Origin of the sequence: Paenibacillus sp. ICGEB2008 (assembly GCF_000307675.1) — a bacterium.
GTDB classification, from domain to species: Bacteria; Bacillota; Bacilli; order Paenibacillales; family Paenibacillaceae; genus Paenibacillus; species Paenibacillus polymyxa.
In genome coordinates this window covers 448,448-466,862 of the sequence record NZ_AMQU01000016.1, presented here as the reverse complement: position 1 = coordinate 466,862, position 18,415 = coordinate 448,448, and the positions used below count along the sequence as shown (strand labels likewise).

At 44.9% G+C, this 18,415-nt stretch carries 14 protein-coding genes; 3 read left to right on the top strand and 11 right to left on the bottom strand.

The annotated features are described in order from the left end of the window. The first annotated feature begins 151 nt into the window (after nucleotides 1-151). Nucleotides 152-1,378, top strand: coding sequence for a glucose-1-phosphate adenylyltransferase (locus tag C400_RS0117225; protein WP_017427730.1), 1,227 nt, complete (start codon nucleotides 152-154; stop codon nucleotides 1,376-1,378). 78 nt (nucleotides 1,379-1,456) lie between these two features. On the opposite strand, the gene C400_RS0117220 is transcribed toward C400_RS0117225, so the two are convergent. From C400_RS0117220 to C400_RS0117200, 5 genes are all read right to left on the bottom strand, one after another. Then, on the bottom strand, nucleotides 1,457-2,887 hold the full coding sequence (locus C400_RS0117220) for a sensor histidine kinase (RefSeq protein ID WP_017427729.1): 1,431 nt from the start codon (nucleotides 2,885-2,887) through the stop codon (nucleotides 1,457-1,459). Continuing rightward, a complete protein-coding gene (locus C400_RS0117215) occupies nucleotides 2,884-3,582 on the bottom strand; it encodes a response regulator transcription factor (protein WP_016820715.1) in 699 nt (232 codons plus the stop codon). Before C400_RS0117215 ends, C400_RS0117220 begins: the two co-directional genes overlap by 4 nt. Nucleotide 3,583: 1 nt before the next feature. Next, on the bottom strand, nucleotides 3,584-4,918 hold the full coding sequence (locus tag C400_RS0117210; RefSeq protein WP_019687406.1) for a hypothetical protein: 1,335 nt from the start codon (nucleotides 4,916-4,918) through the stop codon (nucleotides 3,584-3,586). After that, nucleotides 4,915-5,640 (bottom strand): phosphonate ABC transporter ATP-binding protein, encoded by a 726-nt coding sequence (locus tag C400_RS0117205; RefSeq protein WP_017427727.1) that lies wholly within the window; start codon nucleotides 5,638-5,640, stop codon nucleotides 4,915-4,917. The genes C400_RS0117210 and C400_RS0117205 overlap by 4 nt, the downstream gene beginning before the upstream one ends. A gap of 81 nt (nucleotides 5,641-5,721) precedes the next feature. Then, a complete protein-coding gene (locus tag C400_RS0117200; protein ID WP_017427726.1) occupies nucleotides 5,722-6,879 on the bottom strand; it encodes an MFS transporter in 1,158 nt (385 codons plus the stop codon). Between the two features lie 453 nt (nucleotides 6,880-7,332). Here C400_RS0117200 and C400_RS0117195 point away from each other — a divergent pair, with 453 nt between their 5' ends. Then, on the top strand, nucleotides 7,333-8,250 hold the full coding sequence (locus C400_RS0117195; protein WP_017427725.1) for a hypothetical protein: 918 nt from the start codon (nucleotides 7,333-7,335) through the stop codon (nucleotides 8,248-8,250). Between the two features lie 65 nt (nucleotides 8,251-8,315). Further along, entirely contained in the window at nucleotides 8,316-9,080 is a 765-nt protein-coding gene (locus tag C400_RS0117190) for an HAD family hydrolase (protein ID WP_017427724.1), read from the top strand. Between the two features lie 26 nt (nucleotides 9,081-9,106). On the opposite strand, the gene C400_RS0117185 is transcribed toward C400_RS0117190, so the two are convergent. From C400_RS0117185 to C400_RS0117160, 6 genes are all read right to left on the bottom strand, one after another. Then, nucleotides 9,107-11,461: a type IA DNA topoisomerase gene (locus C400_RS0117185; protein ID WP_017427723.1), complete on the bottom strand. Its 2,355-nt coding sequence runs from the start codon at nucleotides 11,459-11,461 to the stop codon at nucleotides 9,107-9,109. A gap of 609 nt (nucleotides 11,462-12,070) precedes the next feature. Continuing rightward, nucleotides 12,071-13,558: a glutamate synthase subunit beta gene (locus C400_RS0117180; protein WP_017427722.1), complete on the bottom strand. Its 1,488-nt coding sequence runs from the start codon at nucleotides 13,556-13,558 to the stop codon at nucleotides 12,071-12,073. Between the two features lie 237 nt (nucleotides 13,559-13,795). Beyond that, nucleotides 13,796-14,284, bottom strand: coding sequence for a dihydrofolate reductase (locus tag C400_RS0117175; RefSeq protein WP_017427721.1), 489 nt, complete (start codon nucleotides 14,282-14,284; stop codon nucleotides 13,796-13,798). A 17-nt stretch (nucleotides 14,285-14,301) separates the two neighbouring features. Next, nucleotides 14,302-15,096 carry a thymidylate synthase gene (thyA, locus tag C400_RS0117170; RefSeq protein WP_013371453.1) on the bottom strand — a complete coding sequence of 265 codons (795 nt, stop codon included), beginning with the start codon at nucleotides 15,094-15,096 and terminating at the stop codon, nucleotides 14,302-14,304. A gap of 249 nt (nucleotides 15,097-15,345) precedes the next feature. Continuing rightward, the gene (lpdA, locus tag C400_RS0117165; RefSeq protein ID WP_017427720.1) at nucleotides 15,346-16,767 is read right to left on the bottom strand and encodes a dihydrolipoyl dehydrogenase; all 1,422 of its coding nucleotides are present in this window, start codon (nucleotides 16,765-16,767) and stop codon (nucleotides 15,346-15,348) included. Between the two features lie 3 nt (nucleotides 16,768-16,770). After that, complete coding sequence (locus C400_RS0117160) at nucleotides 16,771-18,384, bottom strand: 2-oxo acid dehydrogenase subunit E2 (protein ID WP_017427719.1); 1,614 nt, start codon at nucleotides 18,382-18,384, stop codon at nucleotides 16,771-16,773. Nucleotides 18,385-18,415 lie beyond the last annotated feature (31 nt).

Below are 18,415 nucleotides of genomic sequence, written 5' to 3'. Positions count from 1 at the left end.
TACCCCATTCTAGCCACAATGAACAGAAAAATGACTAGGAAAAAAATAAACCTTAGTTTTTGGGGAATCTTATATACCTGATGGTTTCAAGAGTACCCCATACCGTTTATGTATGTACTACAACAGACAACTAAACCGGGAGGGAAACGAAATGTTTAATAAAGAATGCATTGCCATGCTGCTGGCAGGCGGAGAGGGACGCCGTCTTGCTCCCCTTACTTCAACGATTGCAAAACCCGCCGTACCTTTTGGCGGTCATTACCGGATCATCGATTTTCCTCTCAGTAATTGCGTAAATTCAAACATTGATACTGTAGGTGTACTGACGCAATATGAGGCGGAATCCTTGCACGAACATATTGGGGATGGGACTCCATGGGGCCTTACAAAAACGGATGACAAAGGAATTACCCTGCTTCCATCTTATAATACAGGTAACGCTGAATACTTAGGAACGGCAGATGCTATTCATAAGAATATCGAATATATTGACAGCCAAAATCCAGAGCATGTGCTTATTTTATCCGGTGATCATATTTACTATATGAATTATCGCGAGATGCTGAACTACCATAAGGAAAAAGGAGCTGCGGCAACCATTTCTGTCATGGAGGTTCCTTGGGATGAAGCACACCGTTTTGGTGTTATGAGCGCCGATGAAGATCTGCGTGTCACTGAATTTGCAGAGAAGCCGGAGAAACCCGAAAGTAATTTGGCCTCTATGGGGATTTATCTTTTCAAATGGGATTACTTAAGAAATTACCTGTTGGAAGACGCACAGGATCCTCAATCCAGTCATGATTTTGGCAAAGATATCATACCTAAAATGCTGGCGGACCAAGAATCTCTATACGTTTATGAATTCCAGGGCTACTGGAAAGACGTAGGTACAGTTAAAAGCCTATGGGACTCCCACATGGACCTGCTCCATGAAAATTGCGCAATTGACCTTCAGCGTCAAGACTGGCCGATGTATACACGTGAACGCCGCACAAGGCTGAGCGCGCAAAAGGTGCCTGGTCGTAAAATGCAGTCATTGGACAGCCTCCTGCATGATTCCTGCCAAGTAGAAGGCCAAATTGAGCGCTCTGTAGTGTTTAGTGGCGTCGAGGTGGGAAAAGGCTCATCCATCAAGGAAAGTATCGTTATGCCCGACACACGTATTGGGCGCAACGTGCATATTGAGCATGCCATTATCGGTGAAGGTGCTGTGATTCGTGATGGTGCTGTGATTAAAGGTAATCCGAGCGAAATTATGGTTATCGGACCCAATGAAACAGTATTTGGTAAAATGGCAGTACGGCCGCAAACTACACGTATGCTAAAAGAAGCCTATGAGCGTAACACACGCTTGCGTGCAGAAGGCTTTACATCATAACTCTCCCTAAAATTTCAAACAGCCAGCCCTCCAATATAGTGAGGACTGGCTGTTTTTTATTACCTCTTACAACTGACTTTAAATTTGCCCTTCCGAGAGTTGTGGTAGTTCCACGGATGACTCTGCTTGCAGAGCAGGCAATGAAACCGTAATGGTGGTTCCAGCTCCCAATTCACTTCTGATGAGCATCTGACCGTGATGACGCTCAACAAACTGTTGCGAGATTGCCAATCCGAGACCCGTCCCCCCATTTTGGTGGTCTACCTGGAAAAAGCGATCCCTTACTCTGGCAAGGTTTTCTTCACTAATCCCAATCCCCGTATCCTGTACCGATATCTCGATATTACCCTTAATGCGTTGAAGAGACAAATAAATAATCGAGCTTTCATGCGAAAACTTGATAGCATTATCTACAATGTTCAAAAATACCTGCTTCAGACGGTTACCGTCTCCATGAACGAGATAAGCCGTTTCCTCGGAATCCAGTTGAAGCTTGATCTGCTTCATTTCTGCCTTTGCCCATACGTTCAGCATAATTTCCTGCAAAAGCTCTCGAAGATCAACTGTTCCCATCACGAGCTTCATGGCATTTTGCTCCAGTTTGGAAAAATCGAGAATTTCCTCCACTAAGCCAATCAGCCGATCCGTTTCCTTGGAAATAATCTGCATCCCGATCTTAGTCTCTTCCGGGTCATACCCGCCAGAATTTAGCGTTTCACTCCAGCCCTTAATCGATGTAAGCGGAGTACGCAGCTCATGAGAAATAGAAGAAATAAAATCATCCTTGATTTGATTGGTTCGGACAATCTCCTGTGCCATGTAGTTCAACGTCGATGCCAATTCACCCAGTTCATAGCGATAATCGCCTTTGATACGTGCATCAAATCGTCCCTGCGCCATCTGAGCAGATACATCGCGAATATTGTTAATCGGTCTGACAATGGAATTGGCAAGCCCTGTGCTTACTATAAATACAATAATCAGTACAGCTGCCATGATTCCCACCGAAAATAATGTAATGATGAATAATTTATCATTTACTAATTCCAACGAAGTCGTATACCGGATAATATACACCTGATCTCCGACGATATTGTCCAGTTTCTGAGATACCGCCATCACCTGCTGTCCCGTGCCGGGTTGCTTTCCAATCCATTTGCCCGTATCTCCAGCTAAGGCTTGTGTCACATCACTGGTTTGCACACTTAGATCCGCAGCAAAATTTGTCGAGTTATCAATTACATTTCCCTGTTCATCAAGCAATTGTAATTCAGTGAAGGGCAGAGAAAATGTATTCAACAAATACGATTGTAAAGACTGTTCTGGCTCTTTGAATTTGGATGCAAATTCACTTACCGATTCGATACGGCTTTCGATGTGTTTGTAAATGGAGTCGTAATAATACGACCGGAGTGCAAACATAAAAATGACTTCTACTAACAGAAGCGCCAAGAACACTACGAAAAAATAGTGAAGCACAATCTGTCGGCGAATCCCCTTTTTGATCATTGAGACTGACCTTTCCATTTATATCCATGTCCCCACACGGTTTGTAAGAAAGCCGGCTCGGATGGATTGTTTTCAATTTTCTGCCGCAGACGTCGGATATTCACATCTACAATTTTCGGATCGCCCATATATTCCTTGCCCCATACGTGGTCAAGTAGCACATCTCGGCTAAGCGGCGTATTTTCTTTCTCCAGAAAAAACTGAATCAGCGAAAACTCTGTCGGTGTCAGTTCGATCAGCTGTCCGTTTTTCTTAAATTGCTTAGCTATCAAATCCAGCGTGAACGGACCGGATTGGAAAGACACCTTGGCTGCTGTTTCACGATGTACATTTACCCGACGCAATAACGATTGGATACGTGCAATCAGCTCTGTCGGGCTGAAAGGCTTGCTCACATGATCATCAGCCCCTACAGACAAGGCATACACCTTATCCTGTTCCTGTACCTTGGCTGTCAGAAAGATAATGCCAATACGCTCATTCGTTTCCCGAATTCTCCGACAAACCTCAAAACCATCCATCCCAGGCACCATCACGTCAAGCAGCGCGATATCAATATCCCGCACCGTGTTCAAAATATTCAGAGCCTCATGCCCATCTGCTGCCTCCAGCACCTCAAAACCGTTACGTTTCAAGTTAATAACGATAAAGCTACGGATCGATTCCTCATCTTCCATGATTAAAACTTTACTCACTCTATTCTACCTGCCTTTCCCCCATCTTGTTTTTAATGGTTTTACGTGGTTCCAGCTCGCTGGATCGCTTAATGCCAATTACCTGTGCGTTCGTTCGCCACAATTGGCTATAGCCTTCATTGTTTCGCTCCCATTGTGACAATGAGAAAAATTTAATTTCCGCTATTGTTTTGTCTGTATCATCCAGAATAAACCGCAAATAGCTGTCTTTCCTGGAAACCTTCGGATCAATAGTCACCTTGCCATGCAGCTCTTTCGGCAGTCTGAAGTAGACCTGTTCATTAGAATCACGATACTGTTGCTGCTTGAAAATCGTCCCTTTGGCCCCATCCCACTGATAGAACGATACAAAATAAGGAACTTCATCCAGCGGCCTGTTGCTCCAACCTTTAGGCTTCTCTAAATTCCCAAATTCGAGAATACCGTCACCATCCACATCACCACTGGCGATGGTAGCATCCTTAAAGGTAACATCCATAAGATTGAGCTTTCTGAGTTTGCCGTGATCCATCACGATAACATTGGAAACCGTAGTTGTCTCGGCAATCTTTGTATCAATAATGATCCCTTGCCTACCTTGGGCTACCTTACCAGCGACGACATTGTAGACGCCTAAAGCCTGACTGTCCAATTCCAACGACCCGATCTCCTTAAAGGTCCCTCCGCTGAACTGGAATGTTTTCACGGTAAAAAATTCATTACGACGGAGCAAGATAATCGTCAAGTCATTCAGATTGTCCCCGTTCAAATCCATCTTCTTATGGTTAAAATCGTCTACAACGAAGTCCGTATAGCCCGTTGCATATATTTTTTCCAACGTTCCTCCAGTATAAGAGTATACGATGAGGCCCTTCTGGTCCCCGTTCTCACTACTGTCTCCGCTCGAAAAACCTGCTACAATATCAAGCGTACCGTCATTGGTTAAATCCACAAGCTTAAATGATTCCAACACCGTGCCTTCCCCATCAAATGTAAGCTTCTTTACCCACGTGCCGCCCTGATCTTCAAACAAGGCACCATGTATCTTTACGCTCTCATCTGGTGTTTCATAAAAGAGCACCGCTTCATCTATACCATCATTATTCAAATCTCCCGTCCGAATTGGCGTAGGATCATCCGGATCATTCGGCCTTAAAGGCTGTACCGCCCCTAATTGCGTATTCACTGCTCCATTCAGCTGTTGTTTCTCATCAGACATCGTTGGTGTCTGCATCAGCGAAATCGGATCGCTAATCACATTACAGCCGCTTAAAAATCCGGCAAGGAGCAGCAAGGAACAGCAGCACGCCACCATTTTCAACAGCATTTTTTTCACTTCTCTTGCCGTCCCCTTCACAATTTGTTCTTTTCTGCCTGTGTCAATCGTCTTCCCTGGATATCAAACACCAGCTCGCCCTCATTCAGCCCCCAGATTCGGGAAGCAAAACGTTCAGCCATTTCCAGCGGCAGTACAGTAATGATTGTTACTCGTTCGTCAGAACACAGCTTGCGAAAGGTTTCCAGTACATGCGCTGCTGAGGCAGGATCAAGTCCATTTACAGGCTCATCAGCTAAAATAACCTTGGCTCCGTGAACGAGAGCACGCGCTGTGGCTACCCGCTGCCGTTCGCCGCCGCTGAGTTTGTCGCATTTATCATGCGCCTTATCCAGCAGACCCAGATCCTCCAGAACGTCCATCGCTCCCATATAGTCGTCGGAACGCACCATGCCAGTAACCATTCTCCACCAGGGGGTCTGACCCGATCTGCCAATGAGCACATTTTTAAGAGCGGTCCGATTCATATTAAGATGCGGATTTTGCTCCAGATATGCCCATTCCCGCTTTAATTTCATCTTGCCTGTCCACCCGGATTTCAGTACATCATTGCCTCCTACAATTAAACTGCCTTCTTCCCAAGATTCATGTAAAGCAAGACAGCGAAGAAGTGTCGTTTTACCACTTCCGCTTGGCCCCACTATAGCAATGAATTCACCCTGATGAATTTCAGCATCAATCCCTCGAAGCAACGGGGTACGTTCAGGCCCCACTTGCTTGGTCAGCTTCCGAATTTTAATCATCTATGATTCCCCTTTGTCCGCCATCAATACATGTTTATATTTTATAGTAATTGTGAAACAAATACCATGCAAACCGCAGTTTTAAACCGCCGGTACTCTTTTTCGGGAAAACAGACCCAACAATCCGAAAACAATGTAACTACCTCCAAGAACTAGAAACATGCTGCCTTGAGTTCCAATGTCTAGCAACCCTCCGCTAATATTAGGTCCGACCACACTTCCCAGATTAAAATGAAAGGATGCCAGCACATTTGCAGCCGCCAAAAATGATTTGGGCAACAGGTCAGCTGCATAGGCCAAACCGAGTGAGAAAAAGGAGCCTACCAATCCACCTGCGATGGTCAGCAATACCAAAGTGAACATAAAATGATTACCACTCCAGGGTAGCAACATAAAGGACAATCCTCCCGCTATACCTACGCTCATTAGCACTTTTTTACGTCCCCAACGGTCACTTAATATACCCAAAGGCAGTTGCAACACTAAGCCTCCCAAACTAACGAAAGGCAGCAAAGCAGCAATTTCATCGGTATGGAAGCCAATACGCAGGCCATAGACTGGAAAATTACTGTTCAGGCTCGCTTCCATATAACCGTATAGAAATGCAGGCAACAGAGCATACCATGCCCAGCTATAGCTGCGTCGGAATCTTTGTGCGGGACGCGCCTCAGTTTCCTGCTTCTCGGGTCTTGAGTCAGGTAACTTGATTAACACTAACAGCAACACAAGCAAGCACAAAAAAGCCAACGCAGCAAATGGAACCAGCATTCCATAATCGAGTAGCCATAATCCCAATGGGCCTAATGCAAAACCCAGACCGTAAGACATACCATAAAAGGAAATGTTGCGGCCTCGATTCTCTGGTGGAGTTACTAGCAATATCCACAACTGCGCAGAATAGTGCAACGCACTGTCTCCAATACCTACGAGCAGACGCAGTACGAACCAAATCCGAATATCAGGAATTAGCGGGAACAGCAGCAGGGTAATGAGCACAAGCACAAGACCACCGGCCATCAGCTTTTTGAACCCCAGCCATCCCAAAGTCCGTTCAGCCACCAGTGTCATTGCAAATGAACCAATATACAGTGCAGCCGCGTTCATTCCGTTTAGCGAAGACGAAACCCCCATTTGTTCCAAAGAAATCGACAAAATAGGTAATAGTAAACCCTGACATAATCCAGCAACAATAATAACTGCAATTAAAATAAAATAATGAACACGTAACGACGACGACATCCTAGCTCCTCCTGCCCGAACAATTAAATTATTAACATCATAAAATGAATGCTTAGAAATGATTTGCATTTGATACCATAATCAATAATAATTCTTATCACGATGTATACCATGACCATCTGAAAAATCGGTATATTACATATTAAGATGTTTTTAGCGTTAATTTTAGTGTATTAAAGAGAGAAAGAAAAAAATCGCCATCTGAGATGACGATTTTACGGATAGAGCTAGTCTGGTATGTATCCGACTCCATTTGGTGAAGAGCCTCGTATGTTCAATCCGACCAAGTTCACGTCACAACGCACTATTTCATATTATAGTGGACAATGCCCGGCAGAACAAGCCATAATAAATAAGTGGGCAATTTCAAAATGCTCATGTTTTGCTTATGGACGGGCTTTATTTACGTTCACCGCTCTGGGCTAGAAGACAGAATAGGAGGCATTTGGTTCCATGAGTTATCAAATTAAAATAGACACTTCTCCAATTTATGAATTGCTCGGCAGCTTTATGGCCTATGTAACTAAAAAGTGGGTCCAAGATATGGACTTGGGCCATGAATGGATCGACAAGGTGGATGCACGACTACAACAAGAAGTTCGTACTGAGCTTGCTACAGCTCAGGATTGCCCTTTTAGCGATTATGACGCACTCTATGCCTGGGCGTTGCTTCGACCGGAATCAGATGAAATATCCGACTATATTTCTTACTTGGATCACGGACCGGACAAGGATATGTTTGAGCTACTTGTTCCGCATATTCCTTTTTTAACCTTTGAAGAATCTTTACGCATTCGTAAGGTATATGCACCACTCCTCAGATTGTGGGATCGTGATTATTTTCGGACCTTGGAAGGCGAACTGCGTGTGTTGGCAGAAGAAGACGCTGCGGAAAAGCGCATGCTGTTAAGTAAAATGGAACCGGAAGCACTTGTTGAATATGCAACAGCCGGGCTAGTCGTCCCACATATGGAAGATCTCGATACAGTGGTGCTGTTTCCGGTCGTCCATAATCGCCCAATTAATTCATATTGCTTTTATACCCGTACACTGCTGATCCAGTATCCGGTAGATATTCCCGAGGAGAGTGAGGAAGAACCGCCTACGCTTCTACTACGGCTTACTCGTGCTGTCAATGATCCGCAACGACTGCGCATTTTGCGTTATGTAGCTCAAGGTCCTAAGTCTCTTGAAGACATGCGTCATGATTTGAGCCGATTGGAAGATACACTTATGTCTGATATGATGATTTTGCGTGTGGCTGGCTTGCTCCGCATTCACATTGGACGCTATCACAAGGAAAAATTCAGCATCCGTCCCGACGGTGCGGCTGATTTGCAGGTATTTTTGGAATCCTATATTGGACTGTAATTTGAATCGCAACTTAGTTATAAACCGAACACCGTTAAAGCTTTGGCTTGGAAGGAGTATGCATCATGTCGTATCCGAAGCAGCACATTTTATTTGATCTTGATGACACTTTGGTCCACTGCAACAAGTATTTCGATCTTATTCTCAACCACTTTTTCGATTTGCTTCAGGAATGGTTTGCAGCTCATAACCTAACGAGAAATTCGATCCGTGAAAAACAAATCGAAATTGATGTGGCTGGAGTTCATCAGGTGGGTTTTGCCAGCGAGCATTTTCCACAATCCCTAATAAATACGTACCAGTTTTTCTCGGAACAATTTGGACGCCGTACGGATTCTCAGGAAGAGCAGGAGCTTCGCTCGCTTGGCCGAAGTGTGTACGAGCAGGAAATCGAACCGTATCCAGGTATGGCCGAAACGTTAAATTCACTCCAAAAAGCAGGGCATTCCCTTCATCTTTACACTGGGGGGGAGCAGGTCATTCAAGAAAGAAAGATTGAACAAATGAAGCTGGCTACTTACTTTGATGACCGTATCTATATTCGCCAGCATAAAAATGTCGAAGCATTGGAAGAAATCATCCAAATGAATCGCTTGGACCGAGGTATCACCTGGATGATTGGGAATTCTTTACGCACCGACGTATCTCCAGCCATTGCGGCAGGTATTCACGCTGTGTATCTTAAGCAGCCTAAAGAATGGATTTACAATATGGTTGAATTGCAAAAAAACGTGAACTCTGTAATGTATACAATACAAAAGCTAACAGAAGTGCCACGGGTGATCCACGAAAGCATACAATTGCATCAACAAAAAAGGACCCTCGGATAGGGTCCTTTTTTGTTGATGCTCCTATCTCAGGCATCCTCACGAACGCTAAGTTGTCCTGTTCCTGGCACATCCAGAACAATCCGCGCTTTGACGGTCGATCCATCTTTACGTTTAAAAGACAACAATTGCGTCTGCCCCTTGGCGAGCAGGGACTTGAGCATCGTTTCGGTAATCTGCTTGCCCGCATATTCCTTCCAAATGACAAAACCACAGCCCTGCTTAAAGTGGCTACACCCATACCCTTTGCGGCCTTCTATAATGCTTCCACCGCAATTGGAGCACGGACAGCTGCCTAACGCCTGCCTTTGGCTTGCTGAAGTATCTGACTGTCCATCAGATGAGCTCCGCACTGCTTTTGTAGTCGAACTGCGACTTATTGGCGCTGATGCTTGCTTTAGCGCAGCACTTCCTGCACTGCTACCGCCTCCCGATGCTGTGCGGTCTCTTCCTTTGGCGGTGGTGGCACGTCCACTCGTACCTACGCCGCGGGCGTTCGTCTTTCCTCCCGAGCCATTACTCCTTGCCTCCTCGCCAAAGGCATTTGCGGGAGCAGGTGGCTGCTGCCTTACCTTATCAATGATAGACAACGTAAATCTTTTAACGTTATCCATAAACTTCTCCTGAGCTGCCTCACCCTTGGAAATTTGATGAAGACGGCGTTCCCATTGACCTGTCATCTCCGGTGAAGCTAATAGATCTACCCCGGCATGACGGATCAGGTTAATAGCCATCTTTCCTTTATCCGTAATCAGAATCTTTTTGCCCTTCATTTCAATGTAGCCGACTTTCTTTAATCGTTCAATTGTAGCGGCCCGTGTCGCAGGTGTACCTAAGCCAGCATCCTTCATAACCTCGCGTAATTCCTCATTCTCCATCTGCTTGCCCGCGCTTTCCATCGCTTTAAGCAATGTGCCCTCCGTGTAGCTTTTAGGAGGCTGAGTCGCCTTTTCTTTCATCTCAGCGCGCACACAATCTACCGGACGCCCTGCATCAATTTCAAACTTCTTGTCCGTCCACTCGTCCGTTTCCTCTTCATCCTCTTTTTTGGATGTTTTGCTTTTTTTACCTTTATCCTGATCAGCCTTACTCAAAACCACTTTCCATCCCAAGGACAGAAGCTCCTTAATATTAGTTTTAAACAGATGCTTGTCCACCTGCGTCATTACGGTATGCATTTTATATTCAGCTGGCGGAAAAAAATGCGACAGAAACCTACGAATAACCAGGTCATATACATTTTGTTCCTCCTTGCTTAGCGTTCCCGGCCTTTTTAACGTCGGCAAAATAGCATGGTGATCCTCAACACGAGACGGATTGCAGACCGATTTATTCTGTTTATGGACCAAATTAGGGTTTGCTTGTTGTACCAGATCAGCATAAGGGCCTGTCCCCAGCATCCGTAATGCCTTATGCATGCCGTCTATATTCTGCTCTGTCACATAATTAGAGTTGGTCCGCGGATAGGAAATGACCTTGTGACGCTCATAAAGCGCTTGTGCCACATCCAGCGTTTTTTTAGCCGAATAACCGTACTTGGCATTCGCCTCGCGTTGAAGCAGCGTCAAATCGTATAATTTAAAAGGATACTCCTTTGTCTGCTTTGTATCATATTTGGTAATTTCACCCTCTTTTCCGCGTACCGCCGCAGCGATCCCCTCAGCTTCTTCCGGATTCGTCAGCCGATCACCCTGCCATGCCCCTTTGTACTTAATCTGATCTTGCTTGAACTCAGCCCATACGTCATAGAAGGTTTGAGACTGAAATGCTTCAATTTCCTTTTCTCGATCATGAATTAGTGCCAACACGGGAGTCTGCACCCGTCCTACCGACAGCAAGGTGTTATGTCGTGTTGTGAACGCTCTGGAGGCGTTCATGCCAATCAGCCAGTCTGCTTCACTTCGTGCCCGCGCAGCTTGAGTCAGGAATTCAAACTCCGAGGCATCTCGCAATCGTTCAAAGCCTGTCGCAATACTTTCCGCCGTCAAGTCCGAGATCCACAATCGCTTAACCGGCTGTCGTAGCTTTAACTGCTGCTGAATTAACGCAAAAATATATTGCCCCTCCCGTCCAGCATCACAAGCATTCACGATGGCATTGCAGCGTTTGGCCAGCTCACCAATCATTTTTAGCTGATCTTTTGTTTTCGGATTAGGTACAATTTTGAATTGTTCAGGGATAATCGGAAGATCTTGAATATTCCATCGTTTGTACTTAGCATCGTAAGCATCCGGCTCAGCCAGACCCAACAAATGACCGATCGCCCAGGTTACAATGTATTTCTCCCCTTCCAAATAGGTACGGTTATTTTTAGCACGCGGCTCCATAACAGCGGCAATTGTCCGCCCCATATCTGGTTTCTCAGCAATAATCAACGTCTTCATTCATTCCATTCCTTCCTGACGGCCTTCTGTTTCTCTTCCATGAATCATAGATATACATGGAACGCAAATGAAAACACAGGTTCCCGGCCTCATGCAAAAGGAGCCTTCTCCCGGCGAAAGCTCCTTTGTAAATTCATTTAGTCTAGCGCTTCAACAATGTACGTCTATTATACCATAGATATCATGATTCTCTCAGGTCATGATTTTATGTAACCTTGGAAAAGATCATGTCATCTTCCTTTGGAAGCAATATAAATATAGAAAACCCAAAATAAAACTGCACTATTAGCAAACTTGTGTAATATTAATGTTAATTTATATTACACAAGTTAAGTTTTCATCTAATTATTTTGTAAAATAAATGTATTTTCTTTAAAAAAGGCTACACACACCGTCCTTATTTATGTTATGATCACTATAGATAACAACTACATGATTAAAAAGTTAATTTAGAGTGATTTTATATAACATTGAATTCACAACGATTTGTATACCTCACTAGAAAATTGGTTTCAACAACTACTAGTGATAAAGCTTTAAAAACAAATAAAGCCCCATCCTAAGATGGAGCCTTTACTTGATTCGTAACGGTAACATAAAAATTTATAATTATACCAAAACAGTAGCACCCATGAGGTATTTATCAACTTCACGTGCTGCTTCTCGACCTTCATTAATAGCCCACACAACAAGACTTTGTCCGCGGCGCATGTCACCTGCAGCAAAAACCTTATCCACATTCGTCACATATTTCCCATAACGTGCCTTAACATTGGAACGACGGTCTGTTTCCAAACCGATTTCCTTCACAATCGTTTGCTCAGGTCCGTCAAACCCAATCGCAATCAGCGCAATTTGTGCCGGAAATACGCGCTCCGTACCTGGAATCGGTTGATAGATTTTACGTCCTGTTTCATCGACAATACGTTGAATTTGAATGGTGTGCAGTTCTTTCAGATTGCCATTCTCATCACCCACGAATTTGGTTGTCATGATGGAAAACTCACGCGGATCTTCCCCAAACAATGCTTTAGCTTCCTCCTGTGCATAGTCGAGAGAGTACACATTCGGAAACTGCGGCCAAGGATTCGCAATCGGATCACGCTCCAGTGGAGCTTTGGTGTGTGTGCCAAATTGAGTGACACTCCGGCAACCATGCCGCAAAGAAGTAGCTACACAGTCCGAACCCGTATCACCGCCACCGATAACAATAACATCCTTACCTTTGGAGGACAAATAGTTGCCATCTTCGAGGTTGGAATCCAGATAACTCTTGATGGTGCCATTCAAATAATCCATAGCATAATGGACACCATTCAAATCGCTGCCTTCAATATTGAATTCTCTCGGCTTTGTAGATCCACCGCATAGCACAACTGCATCATAGTCAGCAATCAGCTGCTCAGTAGGGATATCCTTGCCGATTTCCGTATTCGTGATAAATTGGATACCTTCAGCCTCCAGCAAATCTACACGACGCTGTACAACCTTCTTATCCAGCTTCATGGATGGGATTCCATACATCAGTAACCCACCTATACGATCTGCACGCTCGTACACAGTCACGCTATGTCCTGCTTTGTTGAGCTGTGCTGCCGCAGCCAATCCCGCAGGACCCGAGCCGACAACAGCCACTCGTTTTCCTGTACGTTTTTCTGGCGGGTTAGGAACAACCCAGCCTTCCTCAAAACCTTTTTCGATAATCGCTTCCTCAATTGTCTTAATGGTAACAGACTGCCCGATAAGGCCAACAGTACATGAGCCTTCACATGGCGCAGGACAGACACGCCCCGTAAATTCGGGGAAGTTATTCGTTTTGTGCAGCCGATCTAACGCTTCCTTCCACAAACCACGATATACGAGATTGTTCCATTCCGGAATAAGATTATGAACCGGGCAGCCTAAAGTTGCTCCCATGAGATCCATCCCCGTATGACAATAAGGAGTTCCGCAGTCCATACAACGCGCCCCTTGGGTACGCAGCTCTTCTTCAGACATATGCTTATGGAATTCTTCCCAATCCTTTATACGCTCTGCCGGGTCCCGGTCTGTAGGAAGTTGTCGTGTGTATTCCATAAATCCAGTTGGTGTAGACATGTTACGTTCCCCCATCTCTTCGCTTATGAACCCCGATCATCCATTCAGAATTCTAAACAAATTCGAACTTGTCTGTTTGTGTTATGAAAGGGTCTGTTCTCGTTGAATTTGATTTATTGTATCACAATACAGCGTAAAAGTAATGAAAACTTATGCAACTTTCTGCATCTACAGCCAAAAGGATTTTTTATATGGTTTATTAATTTTTCAAATGAGCTAGGTCGAGTTCATCTATTGTTATCCTGTTCTCTCGTAAACAACAAAACGGTAATCATACAGGTTTTTGTCGTCCTTGATACCTGGCGTCTCACTGACTATACTCCAGCCGCTCCAATCCAGCTCAGGAAACGTCGTATCACCTTCAAAAGTCTCCTCAATTCGAGTCACAATCAGCCGATCAGCATGTGGCCAAAACAGTGAATAAATCTCCGCTCCGCCAATGACCATTAGCTCTTCTTTCTGGGCAAGTTGGAGCCCTTCTTCCAGCGTATGGATTACTTCCGCACCTTCCGCCTGATAGCGCTCATCTCGAGTCAAAACGACGTTGCGGCGGTTTGGTAGGCTTTTCCCGCCAAAGGATTCCCACGTTTTGCGTCCCATGAGTACCGTTTTATTAATCGTCTGCTCTTTGAAGAAGGCCATGTCTCTGGGAAGGCGCCAAGGAAGACTGTTATCCCGGCCAATCACACCATTTTGTGCCATAGCCCATATCATCGAAATGCTCATCTTTCCACCTCCTCTAATCAGATGGCGACAGGCGCCTTGATCCCTGGGTGATGCTCGTAATTCTCAAAAACAAAATCCTCGTAAGTGTAATCAAAAATGGATTCCGGTTTGCGCAGGATTTTTAACTGTGGTAACGGATATGGGTCACGTTCCAACTGCGTATGCACTTGTTGTATATGGTTTGAATAAATATGCACATCGCCGCCTGACCAAATAAACTCTCCGGGCTCCAAACCGCACTGCTGTGCAACCATATGCGTCAGCAATGCATAACTAGCGATGTTGAATGGCAGTCCAAGGAAAGTATCCACTGAACGCATCGTCAGCATACAGGATAACTTTCCTCCAGCTACGTAGAACTGGAATACAAAATGACATGGTGGCAACTTCATCGATTCAATTTCAGCCACATTCCAAGCACTGACGATATGTCGACGTGAATCCGGATTGTTTTTGATAGCCTCAATGACATTCGCAATTTGATCAATATGTTGTCCGTCCGGTGTTTCCCATGCGCGCCATTGCGATCCATACACAGGTCCCAGATTCCCCTGCTCGTCTGCCCATTCATCCCAAATGCTAACTCCATTCTCCTTGAGATAAGCAATATTGGTATCCCCTCGCAAAAACCATAACAGCTCATGTATAACGGATTTCAAATGTACTCTTTTAGTGGTCACCAACGGGAAGCCCTTGGCCAGATCAAAACGAAGTTGCCTTCCGAACACAGATAATGTTCCCGTCCCTGTCCGATCCTCTTTTTTCACTCCGTTCTCTAAAATATCCTCCAACAATTCCAAGTAGTTGCGCACGTTGTTTCTCTCCTTTGAGCATGAATAAAAAACAGCATCGTCAATTTTTAATTTTTAAAATTCTCGATCTACCCCATTAATCTATATTTAGTTTATCATGTAGGGTACTTTTTTGACCATGTGCTGTGTGAATTTTCATGATAGTCCAATAATCTTAAAGTTTGAAAAAAAGAGACAAAGAGCGCAGATATAGCGCTCCTTGCCTCTTTTTTCATGTATGAAAACCAAAAACAAGATAATGAAATGGAATTAGCGACGTGGCGCCAATGCGTGGATCGGATGACCCATTACGACTTCTGCAGCTTCCATCACAAGTTCGCCCAGTGTAGGGTGAGCATGGATAGTCAAGGAGATATCTTCGAGTGTAGCACCCATTTCAATCGCCAGACCCAGCTCAGCAATCAGGTTGGAAGCTTCCAGACCTACGATTTGCGTACCCAGTACCAGACCTGTATCTGCGTCAGCTACGATTTTTACAAAGCCTTCAGCAGCGTTCAGGGAAACGGCACGACCGTTTGCTCCATAAGAGAACTTGCCAACTTTGACATTATAGCCTTTTTCTTTAGCTTGTGTCTCTGTGTAGCCTACGCTAGAGCATTCTGGATCTGTGAACACAACAGCCGGAATACATTTATAGTCTACAACAGATGGTTGGCCAGCAATTACTTCAGCAGCTACTTTACCTTCGTAAGAAGCTTTGTGAGCCAGAGCAAGACCAGGAACAATATCGCCGATTGCGAAGATGTGAGGGATGCTTGTGCGTCCTTGGTGGTCAACTTTCACCATTCCGCGTTCATCCAGTTCTACACCGATCAAATCCAGACCCAGTTCACCGTCTGTATTTGGACGACGTCCAACAGTTACAAGCAGGTACTCAGCAGTTACTTCTTTGCTTTCACCGTTAACAGAGAATTTCACTGTTACATTTTTATCAGTTTGCTCCGCACTTTCCGCTTTAGCGCCAGTGAAGATTTCGATACCTGTTTTCTTCATGCTTTTCGAAACGATGGAAGTCATATCTTTATCGAAGCCAGGAAGAACAGTATCCATACCTTCAATAATAGTTACTTTGGAACCGAATTTGGAATACATTTGTCCAAGCTCTGCACCAATATATCCACCACCGATAACGATCAGGCTTTTCGGAATTTCAGGCAGGTTCAATGCTTCAGTAGAAGAGAGAATGCGTCCGCCAAACGGGAATGGCTTCAATTCGATAGGACGGGAGCCTGTTGCGATAATTGCATTTTTAAAACGGTAACGTGGTGATTCATGTTCGTTGAATACACGCGCTTCGTTTTCGTTGATAAACATGCACTCACCGTTGAAAACTTCGACTTTGTTGCCTTTGAGCAAGCCGCTTACGCCACCAGTCATTTTCTTAACAACACCGTTTTTGAATTCTTGTGTTTTTGCAAAATCTACTTTTACATTTTCAGCCGTAATACCGAAAGTTTCGCCATGTTTAGCTGCTTCGTATTGATGAGCTGCAGAGATCAAAGCTTTGGATGGAATACATCCACGGTTCAAGCAGACACCGCCCAGCTCAGATTTGTCAACGATCAATACGCTTTGTCCCAATTGTGCAGCACGGATGGCAGCTACATAGCCGCCAGGACCCGCACCGATAACCAATGTGTCAATATCCAGAGAAGCGTCTCCTACTACCATTGATTACACCTCCATTACAAGCAGCTCAGGGTTAGCGAGCAGCTGTTTGATATAGTTCATGAAGTTTTGAGCAGTTGCACCGTCAATAATACGGTGGTCAAAGCTCAGGGAAAGAGCCATTACTGGAGCGGCAACAATTTCACCGTTTTTCACGACTGCTTTTTCACTGATGCGGCCAGTACCCAAAATTGCAACTTCAGGGAAGTTGATGATTGGAGTAAAGAACATACCGCCTGCGGAACCAATGTTCGTGATGGAAATCGTGCTTCCTCTCATCTCATTGGCAGCCAATTTACCATCACGACCGCGTACAGCCAGATCACGAATGGAATCAGCAATCATCCAGATACTCTTACGATCAGCATCTTTGATAACAGGAACGATCAAGCCGTTGTCTGTATCAGTAGCGATACCGATGTTGTAGTATTTTTTGTAGACAATTTCGTTAGCTTCTTCGTCGATCGAGGCATTCAGAGCCGGGAATTGACGGGAAGCAGCAACCAAAGCTTTTACGATGAACGGCAGGTAAGTTACTTTTGTGCCTTTCTTCTCTGCAATTGGCTTGATACGAGTACGGAAAGCAACCAGCTCGGTTACATCCACTTCATCCATAATTGTAACGTGTGGAGCCGTGTAAGCCGACTTAACCATAGCATTGGAAATTGCTTTACGGATACCTTTGAATGGTACGCGTTCTTCCTCAGCACGCGGATCTGCAGCTGGTGCGGATGGTGCTGCAGCTTTCGCTTCTTTTTTAGCTGGCTCTTGCGCTTTTGCAGCTTCTTTCGCTGCTGGTGCAGCCGCTTGGCCTCCACCATTTTTGAAAGCTTCTACATCTTCTTTAGTGATTTTACCGTTTTTGCCGGAGCCACTCACTTGAGCGAGGTTAACACCTTGCTCACGTGCAAATTTGCGGACGCTAGGTGTAGCCAGCACGTCTTTGTTCGAAGCAGCAGGTGTTGCACCTGGTTGAGTGTTCGCTCCACCTTTTGCAGCATCCTCTTCTTGTTTAACAGCAGCTGGTGCTTCTTCTTGCTCAGGAAGCTCACCCTCAGCAGCGATCACAGCCACAATTTGACCTACGTTAAAGATGTCTCCGTCTTTGGCAAACACTTCTTGAACCGTACCATTAACCGGACATGGAACTTCAACTACAGCCTTGTCGTTTTGTACTTCCATGATAATATCATCATCAGTTACTTTGTCGCCGGGTTTGATGTGCATCTTGATGATTTCACCTTCGTGCAGACCTTCACCCAGCTCTGGGAATTTATATTCAAATCTAGCTGCACCTGCAGCTCCGCCTTGTGCAGCAGCAACTGGCTCAGGGCTAGCAGCTGGTGCTTCCGGTGCATCTTCTTGTTCAGGAAGTTCACCTTCTGCGTCGATGACAGCTACAACTTGACCTACGTTAAAGATGTCTCCGTCTTTGGCAAATACTTCTTGAACCGTACCATTAACCGGACATGGAACTTCAACTACAGCCTTGTCGTTTTGTACTTCCATGATGATATCATCATCAGTTACTTTGTCGCCGGGCTTGATGTGCATCTTGATGATTTCGCCTTCGTGAAGACCTTCACCCAGCTCCGGGAATTTATATTCAAATTTTGCCACGTTTAAAACCTCCCAAATTTACGGTGTGCTT